26 protein-coding genes are annotated in these 24,548 nt (G+C 66.5%); 5 read left to right on the plus strand and 21 right to left on the minus strand.

Annotation, left to right across the window (positions count from 1 at the left end; genetic code table 11):
* The first annotated feature begins 17 nt into the window (after positions 1–17).
* The gene (locus E3O06_RS09990) at positions 18–236 is read left to right on the plus strand and encodes a hypothetical protein (RefSeq protein WP_134503236.1); all 219 of its coding nucleotides are present in this window, start codon (positions 18–20) and stop codon (positions 234–236) included.
* Here E3O06_RS09990 and E3O06_RS09995 read toward each other — a convergent pair.
* From E3O06_RS09995 to truB, 4 genes are read right to left on the minus strand one after another with little or no spacing between them, the layout of a single operon-like run.
* The gene (locus tag E3O06_RS09995; protein WP_134503237.1) at positions 233–1,192 is read right to left on the minus strand and encodes a bifunctional riboflavin kinase/FAD synthetase; all 960 of its coding nucleotides are present in this window, start codon (positions 1,190–1,192) and stop codon (positions 233–235) included. The genes E3O06_RS09990 and E3O06_RS09995 overlap by 4 nt on opposite strands.
* Complete coding sequence (locus E3O06_RS10000; RefSeq protein ID WP_134503238.1) at positions 1,189–1,626, minus strand: hypothetical protein; 438 nt, start codon at positions 1,624–1,626, stop codon at positions 1,189–1,191. Before E3O06_RS10000 ends, E3O06_RS09995 begins: the two co-directional genes overlap by 4 nt.
* A gap of 60 nt (positions 1,627–1,686) precedes the next feature.
* Positions 1,687–2,055: a hypothetical protein gene (locus E3O06_RS10005; RefSeq protein WP_134503239.1), complete on the minus strand. Its 369-nt coding sequence runs from the start codon at positions 2,053–2,055 to the stop codon at positions 1,687–1,689.
* Entirely contained in the window at positions 2,052–2,981 is a 930-nt protein-coding gene (gene truB, locus E3O06_RS10010) for a tRNA pseudouridine(55) synthase TruB (RefSeq protein ID WP_134503240.1), read from the minus strand. The genes E3O06_RS10005 and truB overlap by 4 nt, the downstream gene beginning before the upstream one ends.
* A gap of 51 nt (positions 2,982–3,032) precedes the next feature.
* Here truB and E3O06_RS10015 point away from each other — a divergent pair, with 51 nt between their 5' ends.
* Positions 3,033–4,043: a ketopantoate reductase family protein gene (locus tag E3O06_RS10015; RefSeq protein ID WP_134503241.1), complete on the plus strand. Its 1,011-nt coding sequence runs from the start codon at positions 3,033–3,035 to the stop codon at positions 4,041–4,043.
* Positions 4,044–4,055: 12 nt separating this feature from the next.
* Here E3O06_RS10015 and E3O06_RS10020 read toward each other — a convergent pair whose 3' ends face one another.
* Positions 4,056–4,658: a nucleoside/nucleotide kinase family protein gene (locus tag E3O06_RS10020; RefSeq protein ID WP_134503242.1), complete on the minus strand. Its 603-nt coding sequence runs from the start codon at positions 4,656–4,658 to the stop codon at positions 4,056–4,058.
* A gap of 23 nt (positions 4,659–4,681) precedes the next feature.
* Between E3O06_RS10020 and E3O06_RS10025 the strand changes: the two genes are divergently transcribed.
* The 3 genes from E3O06_RS10025 (at position 4,682) to E3O06_RS10035 (ending at position 6,978) form a co-directional block, all read left to right on the plus strand.
* Positions 4,682–5,581, plus strand: coding sequence for an HhH-GPD family protein (locus E3O06_RS10025; RefSeq protein WP_134503243.1), 900 nt, complete (start codon positions 4,682–4,684; stop codon positions 5,579–5,581).
* Between the two features lie 102 nt (positions 5,582–5,683).
* On the plus strand, positions 5,684–6,460 hold the full coding sequence (locus E3O06_RS10030) for a thymidylate synthase (RefSeq protein WP_134503358.1): 777 nt from the start codon (positions 5,684–5,686) through the stop codon (positions 6,458–6,460).
* A complete protein-coding gene (locus tag E3O06_RS10035; RefSeq protein WP_134503244.1) occupies positions 6,457–6,978 on the plus strand; it encodes a dihydrofolate reductase in 522 nt (173 codons plus the stop codon). The genes E3O06_RS10030 and E3O06_RS10035 overlap by 4 nt, the downstream gene beginning before the upstream one ends.
* Positions 6,979–7,081: 103 nt before the next feature.
* On the opposite strand, the gene rbfA is transcribed toward E3O06_RS10035, so the two are convergent.
* From rbfA to E3O06_RS10115, 16 genes are all read right to left on the minus strand, one after another.
* Positions 7,082–7,570 carry a 30S ribosome-binding factor RbfA gene (gene rbfA, locus E3O06_RS10040; RefSeq protein ID WP_134503245.1) on the minus strand — a complete coding sequence of 163 codons (489 nt, stop codon included), beginning with the start codon at positions 7,568–7,570 and terminating at the stop codon, positions 7,082–7,084.
* Between the two features lie 218 nt (positions 7,571–7,788).
* Entirely contained in the window at positions 7,789–10,644 is a 2,856-nt protein-coding gene (gene infB, locus E3O06_RS10045; RefSeq protein WP_134503246.1) for a translation initiation factor IF-2, read from the minus strand.
* A 76-nt stretch (positions 10,645–10,720) separates the two neighbouring features.
* Positions 10,721–10,978, minus strand: coding sequence for a YlxR family protein (locus tag E3O06_RS10050; RefSeq protein ID WP_134503247.1), 258 nt, complete (start codon positions 10,976–10,978; stop codon positions 10,721–10,723).
* A gap of 8 nt (positions 10,979–10,986) precedes the next feature.
* Positions 10,987–12,024, minus strand: coding sequence for a transcription termination factor NusA (nusA, locus tag E3O06_RS10055; protein ID WP_134503248.1), 1,038 nt, complete (start codon positions 12,022–12,024; stop codon positions 10,987–10,989).
* A 195-nt stretch (positions 12,025–12,219) separates the two neighbouring features.
* Positions 12,220–13,986, minus strand: a complete 1,767-nt coding sequence (locus E3O06_RS10060) for a proline--tRNA ligase (RefSeq protein ID WP_134503249.1) — start codon at positions 13,984–13,986, stop codon at positions 12,220–12,222.
* A gap of 60 nt (positions 13,987–14,046) precedes the next feature.
* Positions 14,047–14,268 (minus strand): hypothetical protein, encoded by a 222-nt coding sequence (locus E3O06_RS10065; protein ID WP_134503250.1) that lies wholly within the window; start codon positions 14,266–14,268, stop codon positions 14,047–14,049.
* A 138-nt stretch (positions 14,269–14,406) separates the two neighbouring features.
* A complete protein-coding gene (gene ispG / locus E3O06_RS10070) occupies positions 14,407–15,561 on the minus strand; it encodes a flavodoxin-dependent (E)-4-hydroxy-3-methylbut-2-enyl-diphosphate synthase (protein ID WP_174843220.1) in 1,155 nt (384 codons plus the stop codon).
* A gap of 50 nt (positions 15,562–15,611) precedes the next feature.
* The gene (locus E3O06_RS10075) at positions 15,612–16,661 is read right to left on the minus strand and encodes an alpha/beta fold hydrolase (RefSeq protein WP_134503251.1); all 1,050 of its coding nucleotides are present in this window, start codon (positions 16,659–16,661) and stop codon (positions 15,612–15,614) included.
* On the minus strand, positions 16,658–17,557 hold the full coding sequence (locus E3O06_RS10080) for an alpha/beta fold hydrolase (protein ID WP_134503252.1): 900 nt from the start codon (positions 17,555–17,557) through the stop codon (positions 16,658–16,660). Before E3O06_RS10080 ends, E3O06_RS10075 begins: the two co-directional genes overlap by 4 nt.
* Positions 17,554–18,228 carry a TetR/AcrR family transcriptional regulator gene (locus E3O06_RS10085; protein ID WP_134503253.1) on the minus strand — a complete coding sequence of 225 codons (675 nt, stop codon included), beginning with the start codon at positions 18,226–18,228 and terminating at the stop codon, positions 17,554–17,556. The genes E3O06_RS10080 and E3O06_RS10085 overlap by 4 nt, the downstream gene beginning before the upstream one ends.
* On the minus strand, positions 18,225–19,784 hold the full coding sequence (locus E3O06_RS10090; protein WP_134503254.1) for a class I adenylate-forming enzyme family protein: 1,560 nt from the start codon (positions 19,782–19,784) through the stop codon (positions 18,225–18,227). The genes E3O06_RS10085 and E3O06_RS10090 overlap by 4 nt, the downstream gene beginning before the upstream one ends.
* Positions 19,781–20,824 carry a branched-chain amino acid ABC transporter permease gene (locus E3O06_RS10095; protein WP_420898879.1) on the minus strand — a complete coding sequence of 348 codons (1,044 nt, stop codon included), beginning with the start codon at positions 20,822–20,824 and terminating at the stop codon, positions 19,781–19,783. The genes E3O06_RS10090 and E3O06_RS10095 overlap by 4 nt, the downstream gene beginning before the upstream one ends.
* Before the next feature lie 59 nt (positions 20,825–20,883).
* Entirely contained in the window at positions 20,884–21,759 is an 876-nt protein-coding gene (locus tag E3O06_RS10100) for a branched-chain amino acid ABC transporter permease (RefSeq protein WP_134503256.1), read from the minus strand.
* Positions 21,756–22,517: an ABC transporter ATP-binding protein gene (locus tag E3O06_RS10105; RefSeq protein WP_134503257.1), complete on the minus strand. Its 762-nt coding sequence runs from the start codon at positions 22,515–22,517 to the stop codon at positions 21,756–21,758. Before E3O06_RS10105 ends, E3O06_RS10100 begins: the two co-directional genes overlap by 4 nt.
* A complete protein-coding gene (locus E3O06_RS10110) occupies positions 22,514–23,284 on the minus strand; it encodes an ABC transporter ATP-binding protein (protein WP_134503258.1) in 771 nt (256 codons plus the stop codon). Before E3O06_RS10110 ends, E3O06_RS10105 begins: the two co-directional genes overlap by 4 nt.
* Positions 23,285–23,288: 4 nt before the next feature.
* Positions 23,289–24,503, minus strand: a complete 1,215-nt coding sequence (locus tag E3O06_RS10115; protein WP_134503259.1) for a substrate-binding domain-containing protein — start codon at positions 24,501–24,503, stop codon at positions 23,289–23,291.
* Positions 24,504–24,548 lie beyond the last annotated feature (45 nt).

The raw sequence follows: 24,548 nt of genomic DNA on the forward strand, positions 1-24,548 counted from the left end.
TTGGTATGGTATCTGCCATGGGGAACGTAAGCGATGACGAGTGGGTGGGCATCGGCCTTGCCCTGCTGGCCGGAATGATCGTACTCGTACTCTCGCTGGTTGCCCTGATTCAGATCGGGCGCGCTGCACACCTGTGCCCGAGCGTGCGCACCAACTGGGTGTTGGCTGTTTTGCTCGCCCCGCTATTCGGGGCGACAGCCTGGTTCGCCGTCGGCGACCGGCTGCCGCTGGACTAGCTCAAGGTCGAGGTCGACGTCAAAAGATGCAGAATCGTGCGCACCTGCGCGACATCATCGCGCATCTGCACGATCAGCGGGTCGATGCCGGAGTAGGCAACCATGCCGCGAATCCGTTCCACGAATGAGACGTCGACAACGTGGTCGTACAGGTCGAGATCGACCTCGTCGAGCACGTAGGCTTCGACCTGCTTCTGCGCGACGCCGCCGAAGGTGGGGTTGTTCCCCACCGAGATGGCGGCCGGGTAGCGGGCACCGGCATCCGTCAGCCAGCCGGCATACACGCCGTCGGCGGGAATCAGACCCTCGGAATCGGAGGACAGGTTGGCTGTGGGAAAGCCCAGTTCGCGACCGCGAGCAGCGCCGTGCACGACGACGCCGCGCACGGTCGGCACGTGCCCGAGCATCTGGCCGGCCGCGGTCACATCGCCGGCAGCGAGCAGCTCGCGAATCCAGGTCGACGACACCCGGCGTTCGCCGTCGGGCATCACGTCGTCGATCATGCGCACCTCATAGCCGAACTCGGCGCCGAGATCACGCAGCAGTGCGACATCGCCAGCTCCCTTCGCCCCGAACCGAAAATCGCGGCCGACCAGCACGAAGCGAGCGTGCAGGGCGGTGACCAGGATGCGTTCGATGAATTCCCGCGGCGGCAGGCTCGACAAGGAGTGGTTGAACTCCAGCAGCAGCGTCGCGTCGACGCCGGTCTCGGCGATCAGGTCGAGCTTCTGCTCGGCACTGACCAGGGCGTTAGGGCAGGATTCCGGAGCGAGCAAGGCAAGGGGATGCCGGTCGAACGTGACCACGACGGCGGCGAGCTGTTCCCGCGCGGCAATGGCCTTGAGTTCGGTGATAACGGCCCGGTGCCCGGCGTGCACCCCGTCGAACTTGCCGATGCTCACGGCCGAGGACGGCCAGTCGCTCGGTACCGAGTCGACGCCATAGAGGGTTTTCATGCGCGGCTCCCGATGGGCGATACCGGGTGGCGCGCGAGCCACCACATGCCGAGCACTGGCAGCACGAGGGGAATGAACAGGTATCCACTGCCATAGACCGACCACACGGTGGCGTGCTGGAACAGTGCGGGGTCGACGAGGCTGAGCGTTCCGACCAGGAGCACGCCGAACAGTTCGAAGCCGATGGTGACCCAGGCGATGCGATACCAGAGCGCGGTGCGCTTGACCAGGGCGATCGTCGCGACGATGTAGACCACGGCGGCGAGGGCCGACAGCGCGTAGGCGAGCGGGGCCTCACTGAAGGCGCGCACGATTTGAACGAAGGAACGCCCGGTTGCGGCGAGGGCCAACACGCCGTAGACGGCGATGAGGAGTCGACCGATGCCGCTCACCCGATTGGAGGGGACGGTCGTGTCGGTCTGGGAGTCTGTCATTGCTCGGCATTCATCTGGTTCGCTAATTATTGCAGCATCCGCAGCCGACCCGGAACCGCGTCAGCTTCCCTGCACGTTCCAGATCTGGTTCATGCGGTACAGCATGACCGCGACCGACAGGCAGGTAACGCCGAGAATCACCGTGCTCCAGCGGCTGCGTTCGACGAGAGCCCAGAATCCGGCCGCGACCGGGAGCGCAAGGGCGCTGACGAGGTAGGTGTAGAACTCGAGCAGGCTGCCGGTGGCCGTATTGCCGGCCAGCGGCGCCGCGATCGCGGCAGCGAGCTGCACGATCAGCAGGAGTTCGACCAGCGCGGTCGCTCCCATGGTGAGGTCGGTGGGCTTGCGCCCGACCAGGCCGAGCACGACACAGAGCAGGCCGCCCGCCACGGCGATGGCCAGTTGCAGCCAGGTGAACCATTCGATCATGACGTGGGTGTCGATTCGCTCTCGTGTGGTTCAGCGGGCAGGTCAGGCGGAAAATTCAGCAGCGACTTGGCCTGGTCGCCGCGGTACTCGACCAGTCCGACCAGTCGGCCGCCGGGAGCGATGGCGGCGACCGGTCCGGTGCGGGTCGCGTCGGGTTCGACGCGGATGCGTTTGCCGTGGCCGAGATCGATGGCCTGTTCGTCCGACAGGTCGAGGCGCGGGAGCAGCCGGGTGGCGGCATCCGCTGGAGAAATAAGGTCGGCGGCGACGTCGACCTGTTCCAGCATCGCGGCGTTTTCGATGCGGAATGGGCCGATGCGGGTGCGGCGGAGGGCCGTGAGGTGGCCGCCGACGCCGAGCGCGGCGCCGAGGTCGCGGGCCAGCGCACGAATGTAGGTGCCGGAGGCGCATTCGACGCGCACGTCGAGGTCGAGAAAACCGTCCCGAAGGGTGCTGGAGAGCAGCGCGAACTCGCTCACGGTCACCGGGCGGGACGGCAACTGCACGTCTTCGCCGGCCCGCACCCTGGCGTAGGCACGCTTGCCGTCCACCTTGATGGCGCTGACCGCGCTCGGCTGCTGGCGAATGGAGCCGCTGAGGTCGCTGATGCCGGCCGCGATGGCTGCGGGGGTGATGGCGGCGACCGTCTCTGCGGTGGCGCGGGTGAGGCAGTCCCCCTCCGCGTCATCCGTTGTGGTGGCCTGGCCGAGGCGGATGGTCGCGAGGTATTCCTTGTCGAGGCCGACGACGTAGGTGAGCAGCCGGGTCGAACTGTTGATGCCGAGAACGAGGAGGCCGGTCGCCATGGGGTCGAGCGTGCCGGCATGGCCGACCTTGCGCGTTCCGGCCAGGCGCCGGGTTCGGGCGACAGCGTCATGGCTGGTCCAGCCCTGCGCCTTGTCGATGAGTAGAAGGCCGCTGGTCACTTCCTGAGGGTATCAGCGTGCGACTTGGACAACGCAATCTAGGCTGGGGGAATGCGAATTGCTGTAATCGGAGCCGGCGCCCTGGGCGGCCTGTTCGCGACCCTGCTCGCCCGTGCCGGGCACGAGATCACCGTCACGGCACACCAGGCGGCCCGATCGGTCATTGAAGACAACGGAATTCGCATCACTGGCGGTTTCGGGGATGCCCAGTGCCGCGTGCTGGTGCGGGAGGTCCTCACCGAAACCCCCGACCTGACACTGATCTGCACCAAGGCCCAGGATGCCACAGCCGCCATCTCCGAGAATGCCGACCTGCTCGACGGGTCACCGGTCATCGTGGTGCAGAACGGGCTCGATGGCGTGTCGACCGCCGGGCAGCTGCTGCCGCACTCGGACTGTTTCGGGTTGCTCACCCTCACCGCCGCGCACTACATGGGTCCGGGCCGGGTGCGGGTGACGACCGCAGCATCGAGCTACCTCGGTCGGGGCAGCGGTCAAACGGATGCCGCCACCCAGCGCTGGCAGGCGGTGCTGGCTACCGCATTCCCCACCCTCGCGGCTGACAATTTCGTCGGTGCACAGTGGACCAAGCTCGTCGTCAATATGCTCAACGCCCTGCCGGCCATCACCGGGCTGAGCGTGCAGGCGGTGATCGGCTCGGCCCCGCTCCGCCGGATCCTGACCGCGAGCATGCAGGAGACCGTGCAGGTGGGTGTGGCCCGCGGCGTGACGTTCGGATCGTTGCAGTCACTCACTGATCGCAACCTGCGGGTATTCGGGCGACTTCCGGTGGCCCTCGCGCAGTCCCTGCCGCTGCGGATGGGGGCGAAGATGGGGCCGGTGACCAATCTCGGCTCAACGCTGCAGAGCATCAAGCGTGCTCACCTGACCGAAATCGACCACCTCAACGGCGCGGTCGTGCGGGAAGCTGGGCTGGCCGGGCGGGCGGTGCCGGTCAACACCCTGCTGACCACGCTCGTGCACGAGGTCGAGGTCACCCGGAACTTTCTGAAACCGGCCGACGTGCTTGCCCGGTTCGAGGAACTCACCGACGACCGCTGAGAGAGCGGATGCTCAGCACCGGTCGGTCAGCACGCGGAGCGGGGCCTCTCGGTTCGTCGTGTCGACGACGGCCGACACGACGTCGCGCGGGTGAACCTCGGCGAGGTAATGCGCCTGGGCCTCGCTCGCCGGTGCGCCCTCTAACAGCACGCTGTACAGCCAGAGGCCGTGCAGTTCAGGCCGGTTGATGTAGTCGCCGTCGATGATCAGGATGGCGTCGGCGGGCGCGGTCTGCCAGGTCGGTTGGATCCAGGTGTCCCGATCGGGGTCGAATTCCTCCGTGACGAAACCCGTGCTGCCTCCCATTCGGAAGGGTTCGACCAGCACCCGGCGGAGCGCCGAGTAGTCGTAGCCGACCAGGTACATCCGCTCGGGGGTGTCGGGTGCGAGTCGCTGCTGCTCGGCGCGCGAGTGCTGGAAGTAGCGCAGACTCGCCCGAAAGACGTGCCGTTCGTCTTCGCGGAACACCGCGGCGAGGTCGTCGGCGAAGGCGGCGCGGGCGGCGGCATCCGTTCCGTCGATGGCGATGATCGTGCGGCCACGGCCGTAATTGTGCAGGATCTCGGCGGCGAGGACGCGCAGAAAGTCGATGCGCGGGGTGGAAACCAGCTTCATGAATCGAGCCTAGGTTAGAACGGATGAACGTCACACCCTCTGCGCCCGTGAAAGCGGCTTCCGTCAGCGCCGCCCTCAACTCCTGGTTCGTGGCGAACGCGCGCGATCTGCCGTGGCGCCGTGATGGCTTCGGGGCGTGGGGCATCCTGGTTAGCGAGTTCATGCTGCAGCAGACCCCGGTGAGCCGGGTCATTCCCCGGCTCGAGGAGTGGCTGGCGCGCTGGCCGACACCGGCGTCGCTCGCCGCGGTGCCGCCGAGCGAGGCGGTGCGGGCCTGGTCCAGTCTCGGCTACCCGAGGCGCGCGCTGTGGCTGCACGCCGCGGCCGTGCAGATCACGCAGCTGCACGACGGCGTGGTGCCATCCGACCTGGACGATCTGCTGGCCCTGACCGGCATCGGGGATTACACCGCGCGGGCCGTGGCCGCGTTCGCGTATGGCCATCGGCATCCGGTCGTCGACACGAATACCCGGCGGGTGATCGCGCGGGCGATCATGGGCGCCGGGGAACCCTCGCCGCCCAGCCGGGGCCGGGACCTGGACGCGATGGGAGCGCTGCTGCCGCAGAGCGCGCAGGAAGCTGCGCTGTTCAACGCCGCGATCATGGAGCTCGGCGCGGTCGTCTGCACCAGCCGAAGCCCGCACTGCTCGCTCTGCCCGATCCGGAATGACTGCGCCTGGCGGGCCGCCGCCTACCCCGAATACACCGGCACCCGCAAGACGGCGCAGAAGAAATTCGAGGGCAGTGACCGGCAGGTGCGCGGCCTCATCATGGCCGAACTGCGGTCAACCCACCGCTCGGTGACGGATGCCGAGATCGCCACCCTCTGGCCGGATGCGGCCCAGTTGGAGCGCGCGCTGGCCAGCCTCGTGGCCGACGGGCTCGCCGTGCCCGCGCCGGAGGGGTACACACTGCCGGCTTGAGCGGGGAAGTACGATTGACCGGTGACATCAACGACTTCCCCCGCAGTTCGACCTGCCGCTTCTCCGTCCCGCTATCCCGCCGCCGACGCGCAGTACGCGGCCCTGCTGCGTGAGACCCTCGAGCACGGCACGAAAAAGGCCGATCGCACCGGAACCGGCACCCGCAGCGTGTTCGGCCGCCAGCTTCGATTCGATCTGGCCGCGGGATTTCCGCTAGTGACGACCAAGCGGGTGCACTTCGCGTCGATCGCCTACGAACTTCTCTGGTTTCTGCGCGGCGACTCCAACGTCACCTGGCTGCAGGAGAAGGGCGTGCGCATTTGGAACGAGTGGGCCGACGAGAGCGGCGAACTCGGCCCGGTCTACGGCGTGCAGTGGCGCTCCTGGCCCACCCCGGATGGCGAGACCATCGACCAGATCAGCCAGGTCCTCGACACCCTCCGCACCGACCCTGACTCCCGGCGAATGATCGTCTCGGCCTGGAACGTGGCTGACCTGCCGAAGATGGCGCTCGCCCCGTGCCACGCGCTGTTCCAGTTCTACGTCGCCGACGGCAAACTCTCCTGCCAGCTGTACCAGCGCAGCGCCGATTTGTTCTTGGGCGTGCCGTTCAACATTGCCAGCTACGCCCTGCTCACCCAGCTCGTCGCCGAGCAGGCCGGGCTCGAGCTCGGCGAGTTCGTCTGGACCGGCGGCGACTGCCACATCTACGACAACCACGTCGAGCAGGTCACCGAGCAGCTCTCCCGCACCCCGTTTCCCTCCCCCACGCTGCGGATCAAGCCGGGGCGCGGGAGCCTGTTCGACTACGAATACGACGACCTCGTGCTCGAGAACTACCAGCACCACCCCGCTATCAAGGGCGCGGTCGCGGTATGACACTCGGCCTGATCTGGGCCCAGACGGTGAACGGTGTGATCGGAGCCGACGGGGTCATGCCCTGGCATCTGCCGGAGGATCTCGCCCATTTTCGCGCGGTCACCCAGGGCGGCGCCGTCATCATGGGGCGGCGCACCTGGGATTCGCTGCCGGAGCGTTTTCGCCCGCTGCCGGGCCGGCAGAACATCGTCATCACGCGCCAGCGCGACTGGGCTGCGCCGGGGGCATCCGCTGCCCACAGCCTCGATGATGCCCTCGCGCTGGCCGAGGGGCCGGTCTGGGTGATCGGCGGCGCCGAAATCTATCGCCTCGCGCTTTCCCGCGCCGACACGCTCGAGGTGACCGAAATCGACGCCTCGATCGCCGGTGACACCCTCGCGCCCGAACTCGACGCCGCCTGGACCAGGGTCAGCACCAACCCCGCAAACGGATGGCTCCGCTCGAGCGCCGCGCTCCCCTACCGTTTCACCCGTTACGAGCGCACCCCCGGCCTCCGCGACCCATCTCTCGCTCCGTAAACCGCCGCCTTAAACCTGTCCGGGCCCGGGCCCGGAAAGCGGGACCACGTTCTATCATGGGCCCAGTTTCCGGGCCCAGGCCCGGTCGGCAGTGCTGGTGGTGCTAATGCTTCGCGGTACTCTCGGCGTCGGACTCTTCGTCGTCGTCTGACTCGTCTTCTTCGAGGTCGTAGTCACGCGGCTTCTTGTACGGGTCGGCGTCGCCGGCGTAGGTGGCAGTACCCTTGCTGTCCTCGGTCGCGATGTCACGATCGTGGGCCTCGCGCAGCAGGTCGTCGATCAGAGCCGCGTTTTCGGGGATTCCGTCGGCGATGAACTCGATCGACGGCGTGAGCCGAGCCGTGATGTTCTTGCCGACCTCGCTGCGCATGAGGCCGGTGGCGGCCTTCAGAGCCGCTGCGCTGTCGGTGCGCTCCTCGATCGAGCCGTACACGGTGTAGAACACCGAGGCGTGCTGCAGATCGCCGGTGACCTTCACGTCGGTGATGGTCACGAACCCGAGGCGCGGATCGCGCAGGCCGCGTTCCAGTCGCTTGGCGATGATGACCTTAATGCGGTCCGCCATCTTTCTGGCGCGTTCCGGATCTGCCATGATTCACTCTCTCTTTACCGGCGCATTAGCGCCAGGTTTTCCTATACTTATCACCGTTTTAAACGGATGCTGCCTACCCGCTGAGGGTCGGAGCAAATTTCCTTCGAAAAGGGAATCGGGGTAGGGGTCCCCGCTCTTTCCTTTTCGAAGGAAATTTGCGGAGACCCGACCCCAACGGCGTCGGACCCGTAACCGAGTCCGACGCCCCAAAACCAACGCTAGACGCGCGGCTTTTCCTTCATTTCGATGGTCTCGATCTCATCGCCAATTCGGATGTCGTTGAACTTGCCCAGTCCGATACCACACTCGAAGTCCGTGCGGACCTCGGTGACATCGTCCTTGAAGCGACGCAGCGACTCGATGCCCAGGTTGTCCCCCACCACGATGCCCTCGCGAATAACGCGAGCCTTGGCATTTCGGGTGATTGTACCGGAGCGCACGATGACACCGGCGACGTTTCCGAACTTCGACGAGCTGAAGACCTCGCGAATTTCGGCGATACCGCTCTGGATCTCTTCGTACTCGGGCTTGAGCATTCCCTTGAGGGAATTCTCGATGTCCTCGAGGGCGGAGTAGATGACGGAGTAGAACCGCACGTCGACGCCTTCGCGAGCTGCACGCTCGCGGGCCTTCGTGTCGGGGCGAACGTTGAATCCGATGATGATGGCGTTGTCGACGGTGGCGAGGTTGACGTCGCTCTCCGTGACCGCACCGACACCACGGTGGATGATGCGCAGCTGAACCGAATCGTCGACCTCGATCTTGAGCAGCGACTCTTCCAGGGCCTCAACGGCACCGGAGACGTCACCCTTGATGATGAGGTTGAGCGATTCGACCTTGCCCTCTTCGAGGGCGCGGGTGAAGTCTTCGAGGCTGATGCGCTTGCGGGCCTTGGCCAGCAGGGCGTTGCGCTCGGCGGCTTCACGCTTCTCGGCGATCTGACGGGCGGTGCGGTCTTCCTCGATGACGAGGAAGGTGTCGCCGGCGCGGGGAACGCTCGACAGGCCCTGCACCTGAACCGCACGGGACGGCGTGGCGGCGAGAACGGCGACACCGTTTTCGTCGGCCATCGCACGTACACGGCCGTAGGCCGTTCCGGCGACGATGGAGTCTCCGACGTGCAGCGTTCCGGACTGGATGAGCACGGTTGCCACCGCGCCGCGGCCCTTGTCGAGGCGGGCCTCGATGGCGACACCACGGGCATCCTTGTTCGGGTTGGAGCGCATGTCGAGTCCGGCGTCGGCGACCAGGAGCACGGCGTCAAGAATCTCCTTGATGCCGGTCTTGTTCTTGGCCGACACGTCGACGAACATGACGTCTCCGCCGTACTCTTCGGCGACGAGGCCGAATTCGGTGAGCTGCTGACGCACCTTCTGCGGGTTCGCGCCGGGCTTGTCGATCTTGTTCACCGCGACCACGATCGGCACGTTGGCGGCCTGGGCGTGGTTGAGCGCCTCAATCGTCTGCGGCATGATGCCGTCATCGGCGGCGACCACGAGGATGGCGATGTCGGTGACCTGCGCACCACGAGCACGCATGGCGGTGAACGCCTCGTGGCCCGGTGTGTCGATGAAGGTCAGCGCGCGGTCGATACCTTCGTGCTCGGTGATGATCTGGTACGCACCGATATGCTGCGTGATTCCACCGGCTTCACCCTCGGCGACCTTGGCGTTACGGATCGCGTCAAGGAGTGCGGTCTTACCGTGGTCGACGTGGCCCATGACGGTCACGACGGGAGGACGAATCTCGAGGTCTTCATCGGTTTCGTCTTCGAGTTCCTGGTCGATGTCGATGTCGAACGCGAGCAGCAGCTCACGGTCTTCGTCATCGGGCGAAACCATCTGGATCTTGTAGCCGAGCTCGCTGCCGAGCACGTCGAACGTGGCCTCATCGAGGGACTCCGTTGCCGTAGCCATCTCACCGAGGTGGAACAGCACGGTGACGAGGTTTCCGGGGCTCGCGTCAATCTTGTCGGCGAAGTCTGTGATGGATGCTCCGCGACGCAGGCGAACAACGGTTCCACCGTCGCCGCGGGGTACGGATACTCCACCCAGCGACGGGGCCTCGCGCAGCTCGAACTCTGCTCTCTTCGTACGCTTCGACTTGCGCGCCTTGTTCTTGCCGCCGCCGCGACCGAAGGCACCAGCGGTGCCACCGCCCGGGCCGCGGCCGCGACCGGCTCCACCGCCACCGCCGGCAGGGCGGGGCGGGCCGAAGCCGGGAGCTCCGGCAGGAGCGCCGGGACGGGTGAATCCGGGGCGTGCTCCACCGGCTCCACCCGGGGCGCCGCCGGGGCGCTGGAAGGCGCCTGGACGCTGACCGAAACCGGTCGGGCGGGCGGCCTGGCCGGGTCCGCCGGGGCGCGGGGCTCCTGGGCGAGGTGCCGGAGGGCGCGGGATGTTGCTCGGGGTGGGGGTTGCGGGGCGCTGGCCCATGCCCTGCGCACTCGCGAACGGGTTGTTGCCCGGGCGCGGCGGCTGGGTGGGACGCTGTCCCATGCCCTGGTTACTGGCGAACGGGTTGTTGCCCGGACGTGCTGCTCCGGGGCGAGGCATGCCCGGCTTGACCGGCTTAGCCGATCCTTCCGTGGTCTTCGCTTCGGGGGTATCCGTGCTCGGCTTGTCGGCAGCAGCAGCTTTGTCGGCCGCAGCGGCCTTCTCGGCAGCGGCAGCCTTTTCGGCGGCCTGGGTCTGGCGCTCGGCGACGGTGAGGGGCGCGACCGGAAGGGGCGCGGCATCAACCGGAGGAGCAGGCTCGGCGACAGCCGGAGCAACGGGTTCGGCAGCGGGCTTGGGGCCGGGACGGGCGCCCGGCTTGGCACCGTGGCTCGGACGAGCCGGCGTTGCCTTCGTGGTTGCAGCGGCAGCTGCACCAGCGGCGGACGCGGGGGTTGCAGCCTTGGCGGCGGCACTTTCCGCCTCGAGAGCGGCGCGGAGGCGACGCGCTACGGGCGGTTCAACACTGGAGGACGGTCCTTTTACGAACTCGCCCATTTCTTTCAATTTAGCAAGGGCTACCTTGCTGTCGACTCCGAGCTCGGTAGCGATCTCGTGTACGCGTGGTTTCGCAGCCACAATTCTCCTGTTCCGGGTCTGCACCCGGAAAGGGGCAGACCGTTAGTAACGGACGGGTCTCATTTCGAGCCGCTCATTAGTTATCCATAAGCCAATTCAGCCTGTTCTCTAGTTGTTTCGCGTCCAGTGACCTGGTCACGCGAAAGGCACGCCCGAAAGCGTGTCGCCTTACGGCGTCCTGAAAGCACGATTCACGGGCATGCAGCCACGCACCTCTACCGGGCATTGTGGCGGTTTCATCCACCACAATTTCTGATTTCCCAGCAACGATCCGCAAAAGTGAGGATCGAGGGGCGCGCGAACGGCAGCCAATACACGTTCTTACGGAGTCCATCGTACCCCCTATTCGGCATCCTCCAGAATGCTGTCCGGCTGGATGTCGATTTTCGCACCGGTCAGCTTGGCCGCGAGGCGGGCGTTCTGGCCCTCTTTGCCGATCGCGAGCGAGAGCTGGTAGTCGGGCACGAGGGCACGAACAGCCTTGATCGACTCGTCGATCACGTAGGCGCTCGTCACCTTGGCCGGCGACAGGGCGCTCGCGACAAAGGTCGCCAGGTCGGGCGAGAAGTCGACGATGTCGATCTTCTCGTTGTTCAGCTCAACGGTCACGGCGCGCACGCGCTGGCCGAGCTCACCGATGCAGGCACCCTTGGCATTGACGCCGGGCTCGGTCGCGCGCACGGCGATCTTGGTGCGGTGGCCGGCCTCGCGGGCGAGCGACACGATCTCGACAACTCCGCTGGCGATCTCGGGCACCTCGAGTGCGAACAGTTTGCGCACGAGCGACGGGTGGGTGCGCGACACGGTGATCTGCGGGCCCTTGAGTCCGCGACCGACGGCCGTGACGAAGACGCGAATGCGCGCGCCGTGCACGTAGGTCTCGGTGGGAACCTGCTCCTCGGGGGGCATGATCGCTTCGATAGTGCCGAGGTCGACGTGGATCATGCGGGGGTTTGGACCCTGCTGGATGATTCCGGCGATAATGTCACCTTCACGGCCCTTGAACTCGCCGAGCACCGCATCATCGGCCAGGTCACGCAGGCGCTGGTTGATGACCTGCTTGGCGGCGAAGGCGGCGATGCGACCGAAGTCGGTGGGGTTGTCTACGGCTTCGCCGATGACGTTGCCCTCATTGTCGTGCTCGGGGATGAAGATGTCCACGTGCCCGGTTTTGCGGTCGAGAACGACGCGCGCTTCGGGGACTTCCTGCATATCGTGCTTGGCTTCAGCAAGCTTCGAAGCCTCGAACTTCGTGACGTCTTGCTGGATGTGCTTGACATAGGCGGTAAGAATCGCCTGTTCGATGATTTGCACGAGTTCCTCAAAGGGAATCTCTTTTTCGCGCTCCAGTAGCCGCAAAACACTGAGGTCGATGTCCATGGCCGGCCTCCTCTATTCAGATCTTGCCGCCGCGAAACCGCGCAGCGGGCTGGATACTACGGTACCCGAATCTGCGGTGCCCCGTCACCCACTCGCCCGGACTGGGCCGGTTCCAGCGGGTTTGCCGAAGAGCGGATGCTGCCGGCTGGGCCAGCCGGCAGCATCCGCTCTCGATAAAACGGGGTACTTAATTTGTCACTGGGCGAAATGCCTGGCGACGTCAGCTACGTCGACCTGCTCGCGGTCGCCGGTGCGGCGGTTCCACAGTTCGACGATGCCGTCGGCGGCGCCGCGACCGACGATGACGATCCACGGCACCCCGATGAGCTCGGCATCGCCGAACTTGACTCCGGGCGAGACCTTGCGTCGGTCGTCGTAGAGCACCTCGCGACCGGTGGCTTCGATCGCGGCGACGACGGCCTCCGAGGTGTCAAAAACGATCTCGTCCCGGCCGGTGGCGATCACGTGCACGTCGAACGGGGTGACCGATTCGGGCCAGATCAGGCCCTTTGCATCGTTGTTGAGTTCGGCGATGACCGCGAGGATGCGGGTGACGCCGATGCCGTACGATCCCATCGTGACGGTGACCAGCTTGCCGTTCTCGTCGAGGACCTTGAGGCCGAGTACCTCGGCGTACTTGCGACCGAGCTGGAAGACGTGCCCGATTTCCATGCCGCGAATGAGTTCAACCGGGCCGCTTCCGTCGGGGGCCGGGTCGCCGGCGCGTACGTCAGAGGCCTCGACCACATCGTCGATGGCGAAGTCACGGCCGGCGACGAGGCCGAACACGTGCCGATTGTCTTCGTTGGCACCGGTGATCCACTCGGTGCCCGCAACCACGCGCGGGTCGACCAGAAAACGGATGCCGGTGGTCGATTTGGTACCAAGAACGGCGCCCTGGGCGCCCCACGGGCCGATGTACCCCTTGACCAGGCCCGGGTTCTTGGCGAAGTCGCCCTCGTTGGCCGCCTCGACCTCGGCGGGGGCGAAGGCGACCTCGACGCGCTTGAGGTCGACCTCGCGGTCGCCGGGAACGCCGATCGCGATGAGTTCCCGGGTGCCGTCGAGGTGCGTGAGCGCGAGCACGACGTTCTTGAGGGTGTCGGCTGCGGTCCACTCGCGACCGTCGAGGCGCGGGTGCTCGGCGTTGGCCTTGTCGACCAGGGTCTGGATGGTCGGGGTGTTCGGGGTGTCGAAGATCTGCGCGGCGGGCAGCGCGCTGAAATCCCGGCCGGCCGGAACGAGGGTGCGGAACGCCTCGATGTTAGCCGCGTAGCCGCCGGCGCTGCGCACGAAGGTGTCTTCACCGACCGGGGTCGGGTGCAAGAACTCTTCGCTCTTGGAGCCGCCCATCGCGCCGGCATCCGCCTGCACAATCTCGTACTCGAGGCCGAAGCGGGTGAATATTCGCTCGTAGGCGTCGCGCTGCAGCTGGTAGCTCAGGTCGAGGCCGGCGTCGGTGTAGTCGAAGGAGTACGCGTCTTTCATGGTGAATTCGCGGCCGCGCAGCAGTCCGCCGCGTGAGCGTGCCTCGTCGCGGTACTTGTCCTGAATCTGGTAGATCGACAGCGGCAGGTCCTTGTAGCTGCTGTACAGGTCTTTCACGAGCAGCGCGAAGACCTCTTCGTGGGTCGGCGCGAGCAGCATGTCGGAGCCCTTGCGGTCCTTCAGGCGAAACAGTCCCTCGCCGTATTCGTCCCAGCGGCCGGTCAGTTCGTACGGTTCGCGCGGCAGCAGGGCCGGAAAGTGCACCTCGTGCGCGCCGGCCGCGGTCATCTCCTCACGGATGATGCGCTCCACTTTTGCCTTCACCCGCAGGCCGAGTGGCAGCCAGGCGAAAATACCCGGGGCCTGGCGACGGATGTAGCCGGCCCGCACGAGGAGGCGGTGGCTGGTCACCTCGGCGTCGGAGGGGTCTTCGCGGAGAGTACGGAGGAAGTAGTTGGAGAGACGTGTAGGCACCCGTCTACCTTACGCGCGCGCCACCATCCACTCCCCCACGCTCATTCACGGCGGAGTGCTTCACGGCGTTGGGCGGGCAAATAGGGGTCGGCAGGTGGTGCAGACCTCGCCGTCGACGCTCCCGGTCAGGGTTGCGCGCGTGGCCTTGCGCTCACTGCCGAGGCGCTCGTGCAGCGCCCAGACCAGCAGCGCCAGGGCAGCGGCGGCCACATACGGCCGCACGTCGCTCGTCGTCTCGGTGCCCGTAGCACCGTGTGCATATACCCTATAGGGTATATGCACAGCGAAGAACGCTCAGTCGCGCGGCCGCCTTCTGCTCGCGCGTCGGGCACGCCAGCCGCGCGAGCAGTTCGTGGCCGCGCCAGCAGCAATTGAGCGCGCATCGAGCGGATGCCGCGGCGCAACCCCGCAGCTGCGCCGCTAGTTCGCGCCGACGGAGACCGTGGGGCTGCCGAGCGCGGCAGCGGGCATCTCGGCGGCGAGCCGGTTGGCCTCTTCGATGAGGGTCTTCACGATCTCGGACTCTGGCACGGTCTTGATAACCTCGCCGCGCACGAAGATCTGACCCTTGCCGTTGCCGCTCGCGACACCGAGGTCGGCCTCGCGGGCCTCGCCCGGTCCGTTGACGACGCAACCCATGACCGCGACGCGGAGCGGCACGGTCATGCCCTCGAGCCCGTCGGTGACATCGTTGGCGAGCTTGTAGACATCCACCTGGGCCCGGCCGCAGCTGGGGCAGGAGACGATCTCCAGCTTGCGTTCGCGCAGGTTGAGCGATTGCAGAATCTGCAGGCCCACCTTGATCTCCTCGACCGGGGGGGCGCTGAGCGACACACGGATGGTGTCCCCGATACCCTCGCCGAGCAGGAGACCGAACGCCGTGGCGCTCTTGATCGTGCCCTGAAAGCTCGGGCCGGCCTCGGTGACGCCGAGGTGCAACGGCCAGTCGCCGCGCTCGGCGAGCAGCCGGTAAGCCTTGACCATGATGACCGGGTCGTTGTGCTTGACGGAGATCTTGAAGTCGTGAAAGTCATGCTCTTCGAACAGGCTCGCCTCCCAGACGGCGCTCTCCACGAGAGCCTCCGGGGTGGCCTTGCCGTACTTCTGCATGAGGCTCGGCTCGAGCGAACCGGCGTTGACGCCGATGCGCAGGCTCACGCCGGCCGCCTTGGCAGCAGCGGCGATCTTGCCGACCTGGTCGTCGAACTTGCGGATATTGCCGGGGTTCACCCGCACAGCAGCGCAGCCGGCGTCGATCGCGGCGAAGACGTAGTTCGGCTGAAAGTGGATGTCCGCGATGACCGGAATCTGGCTCTTCTTCGCGATGATCGACAGCACCTCGGCGTCATCGCGCGTGGGCACCGCGACGCGCACGATGTCGCATCCGCTCGCCGTCAGTTCGGCGATCTGTTGGAGGGTCGCGTTGATGTTCGTGGTCGGGGTGGTCGTCATCGATTGCACGCTCACTTGAGCATTGCCACCGACGAGGACCTTTCCGACCTTGATCTGACGGGATTTACGTCTGGGAGCGAGTACCTCAGGTACTTTGGGCATCCCCAAGTTGATTGCAGCCACTTGCCTAGCTTAGTTGTCGTGGTGTGAGTCAAGCTGAGTGCCGCCGCGGTTCAGCGCTCGAGCTGGGCCAGCAGCGCCTCCAGGAACGCCGCCGGGTGTTCGAGGTGCGGCGAGTGTCCACAGTCGGCCAGTTCCAGTTCGGTCACCTCTCCACCGGCGGCCCGGTAGGCGTCCAGCACGGCGCGGGTCTGTTGGATCATCGGCTGCGGCGGCGCGACCTCGGCGCCAGGCCAGCCCGGAATGACGCCGAGTTGGCCGAGAAAGTTGAGGTCGAAGAACGAGGTATCCGACACGATGACGTCGTCGCTGCCGTGGATCCACAGGATGGCCGGTTTCTCAGCCAGGTCGACGATGCCGGTCGTGTTGAAGTGGCCTGGCGACATGGTATTGAGCACGCCGTTGCCGCCGGGAGCAAAGCCGGGCCAATTCTCGGAATGGATCGAGTCCCCCGGATAGTTGCCGATGCCGGTCGCCGTGGTGAGCATCGACTCAACCCAGATGTCGTCGTGCTCCGACGTGAACGGCGGCTTGACGTAGGTGGTCTGGTAGACGGTACGCGGGCTGGTCGGGTCGGAACCGCGATCACCGCTCTGCAGCCGGGCGATGAAGTCGGGGTTGGCCCCGCCACCGCCCGTGCCGGCATCGTCGAGGGTGAGCCGATGACCATCCGCTCCCCCGGTACCGCCGAAGCCGTAGGGCGAGACCGGAGCGACCAGGGTCAGCGTACTAATCAGCCCGGGGTGGTCGAGCAGCAGCTGCATCGTCACACCGCCACCCATGCTCCACCCCACCAGGTGCGCCCGGTCGACGCCGAGCTCGGCGAGCACTGCGGCGACATCGTCGGAATAGTCGGCCAGACCGCGCGTGGCATCGACCGGCAGGATCGCACTGGTGCCGAAACCGCGCAGGTCGATGGCGAGCGCCCGTACCGACGCCGGCAAGGCCAGCATGAGCGGCTGCCAGAAAAGGGACGACGACACGTTGCCGTGTACAAAGACGACGGTCGCGGTCTCGGCTGCTGTAGCCGGCCGTTCCAGCACGCCGGCGCGCAGCCGCGGGGTGAGAACGCTGCGTTCGGTGATGCCGTCGAATATAGTCATGTCGGGGTCCTCTCTGACTCCATGATCTGCTCCTTCACGGCCTGCGCCACCCGGTCGGCGCCACGGTTGCTCATAACGATTGTGTAGTGATTGACGTCGTCGACCTCGTGCACGGTCAGGGTCGGCAGCGACGCCGACCAGTCGGCGGCGGCCGCGCGGTCGTAGAGCGCGGTCGGTTCGTCCTGCAGCCCGCGCGGTGCCCGCAGAAAGTCGATTGGCACGCTGAGTCCGGCCAGTGCCTCGGCGAACCCGTCGGAACCGTTGAGTTCCATCACGTTTTCGGCCACGGCTGCCAGCCGCGCCGATGGGTGCAGCAGCGGCGCGGCACCGTCGAGGTCGTACCGGGCGAAATCGGCCACCCGAGACGACCAATCGGACGCGAACGCGGGGTGACCGCGCCAGAAGTCCAGGTACGCCGTCTCTGTCTCGAAGGTCTGCGACAGTCGTTCGGCCGCCGGGCCGAGCATGAGCAGCGGGTCAATTCCAGCGTCACGAGGAATGGGCAAGCCACCGTCGACCAGCACGAGCGAGTCGACCCGGTCGGGGTTGAGATGCGCGAGCCAGACGGCGACGAACGCACCCATCGAGTGACCGACCACGACCGCTCGGTCCACCTCCAGAAAGTCCAGCAGCCGGGCCAGATCGTCGGCGTGGCGACGCAGCCCGAATGGTCCGGGCAGCGCGTTGCTGCGAGCGCGCCCGCGCAGGTCGGGAGCGATCATCCGCTGGCCGGGCAGGCGGTCGGCCAGCCACGGCCAGGTCAGGTGGGAGGCGGTGATGCCATGGATGGCGAGTACCGTCGCCTCGTCCTCGCCCGGTTGCTCGGCGCGCCACTGGCCGCCGAACAGGTCTCCCCCGGCAACCGGGGCACGGAACGGCTGATACTCGTCTCTCACGGGTTCCTCACTTCAGCGTGTCGCGTGGCGCCGAGCGCACCCTCGATGAAGCGCATCATCTGCTCGAAGACGTGCTCGGGCACAGCCCGGGTTCCGCTCGCGAACGGATCGGCTGCGGAGCCCTCGACGCCCTCGTCGCCGCTGGCCTCGTCCCCCCACAACACCCAGCGCATGCCGATCATTTCACCGATGCCCATGAGTGCCCAGGCGGCGACGGTCGGATCGATGTCGCTGATCTCCCCCGCCGCTCCGGCCGCCCGCAGGCCGGTGATATACCCCTCGACGATGCGGGTGTAGTGCAGGCGGAGGGCGCCAGGCGAGACGAATTCCGCCTCGCGAATCACCCGGTACAGGGCCGGGTGGTCGGCGGTGAATTGAAAGAAGGCCCGAAACCCGGCGCGCTCCGAATCGATGCGGTTTTCCGTCGCAGCGGATGCCGCACTCATCGCCAACCGCACGCGGTGATTCAGGTCCTCAACCAGTTCGTCGAAGATCTGCAGTTTCGAGTCGAAGTACAGGTAGAACGTGCCCTGGCCGATGCCGGCGGCATCCGTTATGCGCGAGATCGACGCGTCGGCGTAGCCGACCCGCGAGAACACCTGCTCGGCGGCCTCGATGAGTTTGCGTTTCGTTTCTTCGCCTCTGGCGGTGCGCGGCATTCCGGCGCTCATTGTTCGTGTCCTATCTTCTCAAAATCAAGACCGTGGTGCCAATGCTCCAGCAGCTGGCGCCGCAGTACCTTGCTGCCGAGGGATCGTGGAATCTCCGGCAGGAAACGCACGAACGCCGGCACCTTGAATGCGGCCAGCTGGGTGCGGGCGTAGGCCAGGATGCCAGCCTCATCGGGCGAGAAGCCTGGCGCCAGCACGATGAAAGCGGCGCCGACCTCGCCCCAGCGCTCGTGCGGAACCCCGATGACGGCGACGTCGGCGACCGCGGCGTGCTCGATCACAACGGTTTCCACCTCGGCGGGAGCGACGCTCTCACCGCCGGAGATGAAGATGTCGGTGAGCCGGTCAAGCACGGCGAAGTAGCCGTGCTTGTCGCGGCGCACGAGGTCGCCGGTGTGCAGCCAGCCGCCGCGCAGGGTTCGGGCGGTCTCCTCCGGGGCGCGAAAGTAGCCGGAAAACACGCCGGGACCGCGCACGAGCAGTTCGCCAGTGGCGGCACCCCCGAGCAGGTCGCCGGTGACCGGATCGGCCACGGCAACCTCCACGTGCGGGTACGGCTTGCCGGCATAGCCGACCATGCTGCGCGCCTCGTCGTCGGGCAGGCACAACACGTTCGGGGACGCTTCGGTCAGCCCATAACCCTGGGTGAGGGCCACACCGCGGGCGTGCCAGGTGCGCAGCAGCGGCGCCGGCATTGGCGCCCCGCCGACGACGGCATGGTTGAGACTGGACAGGTCTGTCGCGGCAAAGTCCGGGTGTTGCGCGAGGAACAGGTAGTTCGCTGGCACACCCATCATCGTCGTGATGCGGCGGTCCGCGATGAGGTGCAGCACCCGACCGGGGTCGAAGGTGCGCTCGAGCACGACGGTTGCGCCCATCCACCAGGCCAATAGCGGCTGAATGTTCCAGCCGCCCACGTGATACTGCGGCATGACCGAGAGGACGACGTCCTTGCTGGTGATCTCGGTGATGCGGGAGAGCGACAGGTTGGTCCAGAAGCAATTCGAGTGGGTCAGCACGACGCCCTTGGCCGGGCCGAGGGTGCCGGAGGTGAACACGATCAGCAGGGGGTCGTCGTCCTGCACGGATCGGGTCACCAGCGGCTCGTCCCAGCCGCGGCGCGGGGACGGCACGACCGTTTCAACACCACGAACGCCGAGCAGCGTTGACGGGAGAGGCCCGGGAAGTCGACTCTGGGCATCCGTTGCCAGGGTTTGGAACTCGTCTTCCACCAGCAACAGTGCCGGATCAGCGAGCTGCAACTGCGCGGCGAGCTCCCGGGGCGCGAGCCGCCAGGATAGCGGCACGAGCACGATGCCGGCCTGGGCGCAGGCGAAGAACAGCACGACCTGGTCCGAGCTGTTGCCGGTGATGGTCGCGACCCGGTCACCGACGCCGAATCCGGCGGCGCGAAACGCTGCGGCGAGGTCGCCGGCCCGGTCGTCGAGGTCGCGGTAGCGCAGTGTGACGCCGCGGTCGTCGACGGCGACGCGTTCGGGGGTGGCTCTGGCGCGGTCCCGGGTCCACCGGCCCAGGGTGTGCAGGTCGTCGGTCATATCTCCTCCACCTCAAGCATGCGCTCCCGGCTGCGACGTGACGGCCGATGCGGCCGCCCGCCGCGTTCGGTCAGGCCGGCGAGCCCTCCCGGAAGGAACAACACCACGAGAATAAACAGGGTGCCGAGAATGAACAACGGCTGCGACAGCGGAATTCGCAGCAGGTCGGGCAGTCGGGCGATGAACTCGGACCCGGCAAGGGCGGTCAGCCGCTGGTCGAGCAGCGTGTAGACGATCGCGCCGAGCACCGCACCCCAGCGCAGCCCAACGCCGCCGAGCACGACGATCACGAGCAGCGTCAGGGTGAAGTCCGGCGTCGCGACCCGAGGAGACACCCCGCTCTGCAACAGCAGGAACGCGGCGCCGGCCAGGGCGGCGAGCGCACCGGCGATGCCGAAGATGAGCAGTCGCACAAAGTAGGGACGGATGCCGATGACGCGTGCTCGTTGTTCGTTTTCGCGCGTCGCGGCCACGACGTGCCCGGCTCGCGACTTTTCCACCCACAACACCACGAGGTAGACAAAGACGAGCACCGCGAGCGAAAGCCAGTACAGGTTGCGGGTGTTGAGCACCCCAACGAGAGCGTCGGGCACGTGTGAGACGTCGAGGGTGAGCCCTTCCTCACCGCCGGTCTGCCCGCCCGGGTTGCGGCGTACCACGACCGAACCGGCCTGCGCGAAGGCGAGGGTGACCATGGCGAAGGAAATGCCGGTGACGCGCAAACTCACCGATCCGACCAGCGCGGCCAGGACGAAACCGATCAGCACGGTGATGAGGATGGCCGCGACGAACGTCGCGCCGGCCGGCAACCAGCTCGGCGAGAAGTTGCGCAACACGATGCCGAGACCGTAGGCCCCGGCCGCGAAGAACAGCGCATGCCCGAACGAGAGCATGCCGGCCAGCCCGAACAGCAGGTGGTAGCTGAGCGCGAGGGCCGCGATGAGCATGGCGTAGGCGAGCAATTGCAGGGTGCCCGGAGTGTAGGTCGGGCCTGGAAAGACCCCGGGAATGCTGATATTCAGCAGCGGCAGCAGCAGCATGAGCAGCACCAGGGCGGAACTCGCGGCTATTTTCGTGACCGGTCGGGCCCAGATCGATCTCATGCTTTTGCTCCCAACAGTCCGCGCGGGCGCAGCAGCAGCACCGCGGCGAGGGCGAGCACCACGGCGAGGTCGCCGGTGCCGCCGAGATAGAAGTTCGCGAACTGCTGCAGCACCGCCACGAGAACGGATGCGATGGCCGCCCCCGCAAGGGACCCCAAACCTCCGATGACGGTCACGATGAAGGCGAAGATCAGCAGGGATCCACCGATGTGCGCCGAGACGTAGCCGTAATAGATCGACGCGAGCACCCCGCCGAGGCCGGCGGCGGCGCCGCCGATCGCGAAGACCAGGGTGAAGGCGCGGCGCACGTCGATGCCGAGCGCGGTGACCATGAGCCGATTCTCGACGCCGGCCCGAATGATCAGGCCATACCGGGTGAACTTGAGGAACAGTACGATCGCCGCGAGCACGAGCACCGCCACGACAATGAGCATGAACCGGTTGTTCGGAATGCGAGCACCGAGAATCTCGGTGGTCTGCCCGAGCCAGGACGGGCTCGTGACATAGGTCGGGTCGGTGCCCCAGATTCCTTCGAACAGGGCAACGGAGGCGAGTGCGAGGCCGACGGTCACGAGTACCTGTTCGATGTGCCGGTTGTACAGCCGACGGATCAGAAAGAACTCGGTCGCTGCGGCGACGAGCGCACCGACGACGGCTCCGGTCAGCATGGCGGCGGCAAGCGCCCACCAGGATCCGTCGCTCAGGCGGCGGGCGACCTCCCAGCCGATGAAGGCGCCGATGGTCAGGAATGATCCGTGTGCGAAGTTGAGCACGCCCATGAGGCCATAGATGAGGGAGAGGCCGGAGGCGACCAGAAAGTACAGGGCGCCGAGGCCGAGGCCGGTGATGAGCAGCAGAACGATGGTACTCATGCCCGCACCGTCGCATCCGTCTGTCCGGCACTGCTTCGCTCCGAGCCGCTGTGTACGCCCAGGTAGCGCTGGATGCGTTCGGGGTCGTCGAGCAGTTCCGTGGCCTCACCGGTGAAGACGACGCGACCACCGGACAGCACGACCACCCGGTCGGCGAGCTGCCGGATGACCTGCAGGTTCTGTTCCACCAGCAGGATCGGCACCGTTTTCGCGGCGGCGAGCAACGCCTGGGCGACCTCGCCGACGATCTTCGGCGAAAGTCCCTTGGTGGGTTCGTCGACCAGCAGCAGCCGGTTCTGGTTCAGCAGGGCGCGGGCAACAGACACCATCTGCTGCTGTCCGCCGGAGAGCGTGCCGGCCAGCTGGGCCTGGCGCTGCACCAGGTCGGGGAAGAGTTCCTCGACCAGGGCCCGGTTGGGGTGCGCGGAGCGTTCAGCCAGTTTCAGGTTCTCGGCGACGGTGAGCTTGCCGAAAACCTCACGGTCTTCCGGCACGTAGCCGACGCCGAGCTGCACGACCTTGTGGGTCGGCAGCCGGTCGACCCGGCGTCCGCCCAGAGTGACTTCGCCGCTGCGGTCGATCAGGCCGAGGATCGACTTGATCGTGCTGGTCTTGCCGACGCCGTTGCGGCCGAGCAGTGCGGTGACTCCGGTGTCTGGCACGTCGAACGAGACGTCTTCGACAACCTGTTGCCCCTCGATACGGCCGTACAGATTTCGCACGGTGAGGATGTTGGTGGTGCTCGAGTTGGTGCTCATACCGGGTCTCCGAGGTAGGCGGATTGCACCGTGGGATTTTTCATCACGGCATCGGGGGTGTCGCAGGCGAGCAGCTCGCCGTGGTGCATGACCGCAACGCGGTCGACCAGACCGAGTACGACCTCCATGTGGTGTTCGACCATGAGCACGGTGCAGCCACCGTGGTGCAGGCCGCGAATGACTTCCATCAGGCCGGGGATATCGCCCGAGCCCACGCCGGCCATCGGCTCGTCGAGCAGGATGACGCTCGGATCCATGGCCAGCAGCATCGCGATTTCCAGCTTGCGCTTGTCGCCGTGCGAGAGGCCGCCGGCCAGGCTCTGCGCGTGGTCGGCGAGGCCGACCTCGTCGAGTTGGGCAGTGGCCAGCCGGGTGGCGGCATCCGTTACCCGGGGAAACCGGGTGACGAGGCTGCCGCCGCCGGCCTTGGCCTGCGCGGCCAGACGCACGTTCTCGGTAGCGCTGAGCCCGTTGAACAGGCTCGAAGTCTGAAAGGTGCGGCCGAGACCGGCCCGTGCCCTGACATGGATCGGTTCCCGGGTCATGTCGCGGCCGTTTTGCCGCACCACACCTTCCGTGGCGAACATCACGCCGGAAATCAGATTAAACAGGGTTGTCTTACCGGCCCCGTTGGGGCCGATCACACCGAGCATCTCGCCCCGCGGGATCGACAGCGACACATCGTTGAGGATGCGGGCACCGCCGATCTGCAGTCCGACACGCTCTAAGGTGAGCACAGCCATGCTGAGCACGGGCTGGTGCGACATCGGGTTACTTTGCGGCGGTGACCGGCGGGGCGACGGTCTTCGCGTCAACGGTCTCGATCAGTTCCGGCGACCACGTGCCATCGGTGCCTTCCTTGAGCGTCGCCTGGAACATCGGCTGCAGCACGGCGTGGTCTTCGGCGCGAATGGTGAGCGACCCCTTGACCGAGTCGAAGGTGTAGCCCTCGAGCGAAGCGATCATGTCGTCGACGTTGTCGCCGCCGCCTTCACGCACGGCCTGCACGAGCAGCTGCGCGGCGACGAAGCCGTCGGGCGAGAACAGGTCGGCCTGCGCTTCGTTGGCCTCGAGGTAGCTGATCATGGCCTTGCTCTGCTCGTTGTCGGTGGCCGACGCGAAGTAGTGCGACAGGAAGCTGATCTTGCTGCTCGCCTCGCCGTAGGCACCGTAGGTCGAGACGTCACCGAGTCCGGTGACCACGGGAACAGCGTCGAAGACGCCCTGCTGCTGCAGTGCGGTCCACATAGCGCCGGTGCTGGCACCGGCCCATGCGACGAAGATGAGGTCGGGTGAGGCGTCCAATAGCTGCTGAGCGAACGGCGTGAACTCGGTCGCGTCTTCGGCGACGAGTACGCCGTCGACGGTTGCGCTCTTGGCACCGAGCACGGCCTGGACACCGGCGAGGTTGCCTTGACCGAAGGCGTTGTCCTGGGCGAAGACTACGATCTTCTTGCCGCTCGGGTCGCCGATGAAGGTTCCGGCGGTCGCGACATCTTCGTAGGTCTGACGTCCGGAACGGAAGGTGTAGTCGTTGATGCCGGTGATGGCGTCGGCCGCGGCCGGGCCGGAGATGTACAGGATCTTGTTCTGCGCGGCCTGCTCGGCCAGGGTGACGGCGATGCCAGAGGCGACGGTACCGGCCAGAATCTGGTAGCCCTGTCCGATCAGGTCCTTGGCGACCGAGACGGCGGTATCCGGGTTGCCCTGGTCATCCTTCCAGGTGATGTCGAGCTCTCGGCCATCGACCGTGCCGGTGCCGTCGGTCGCGTAGTCGAGGCCGGCCTCGAAGCCGGCGGTGTACGCGGCGCCATAGGCGGCGAGCGGGCCGGTCACGGAGGTGATCATGCCTACCTGCACGGCGGCCTTGTCGGTGGAATCGGTGACTGCTGTGCCGCCGGTCGTTGCCGTGGGTGCGCATCCGACCAGGGTGAGGGCGGCGACGGCGATGAACGCCGGGGCCAGGAACATCTTCGTTACCCGCATGAAATTAGCCTCTGTTCTTTTTAGTTGCTTGCTGTTGATTTGGGG

Origin of the sequence: Cryobacterium glaciale, assembly GCF_004402535.1 — a bacterium.
Lineage (GTDB): Bacteria > Actinomycetota > Actinomycetes > Actinomycetales > Microbacteriaceae > Cryobacterium > Cryobacterium glaciale.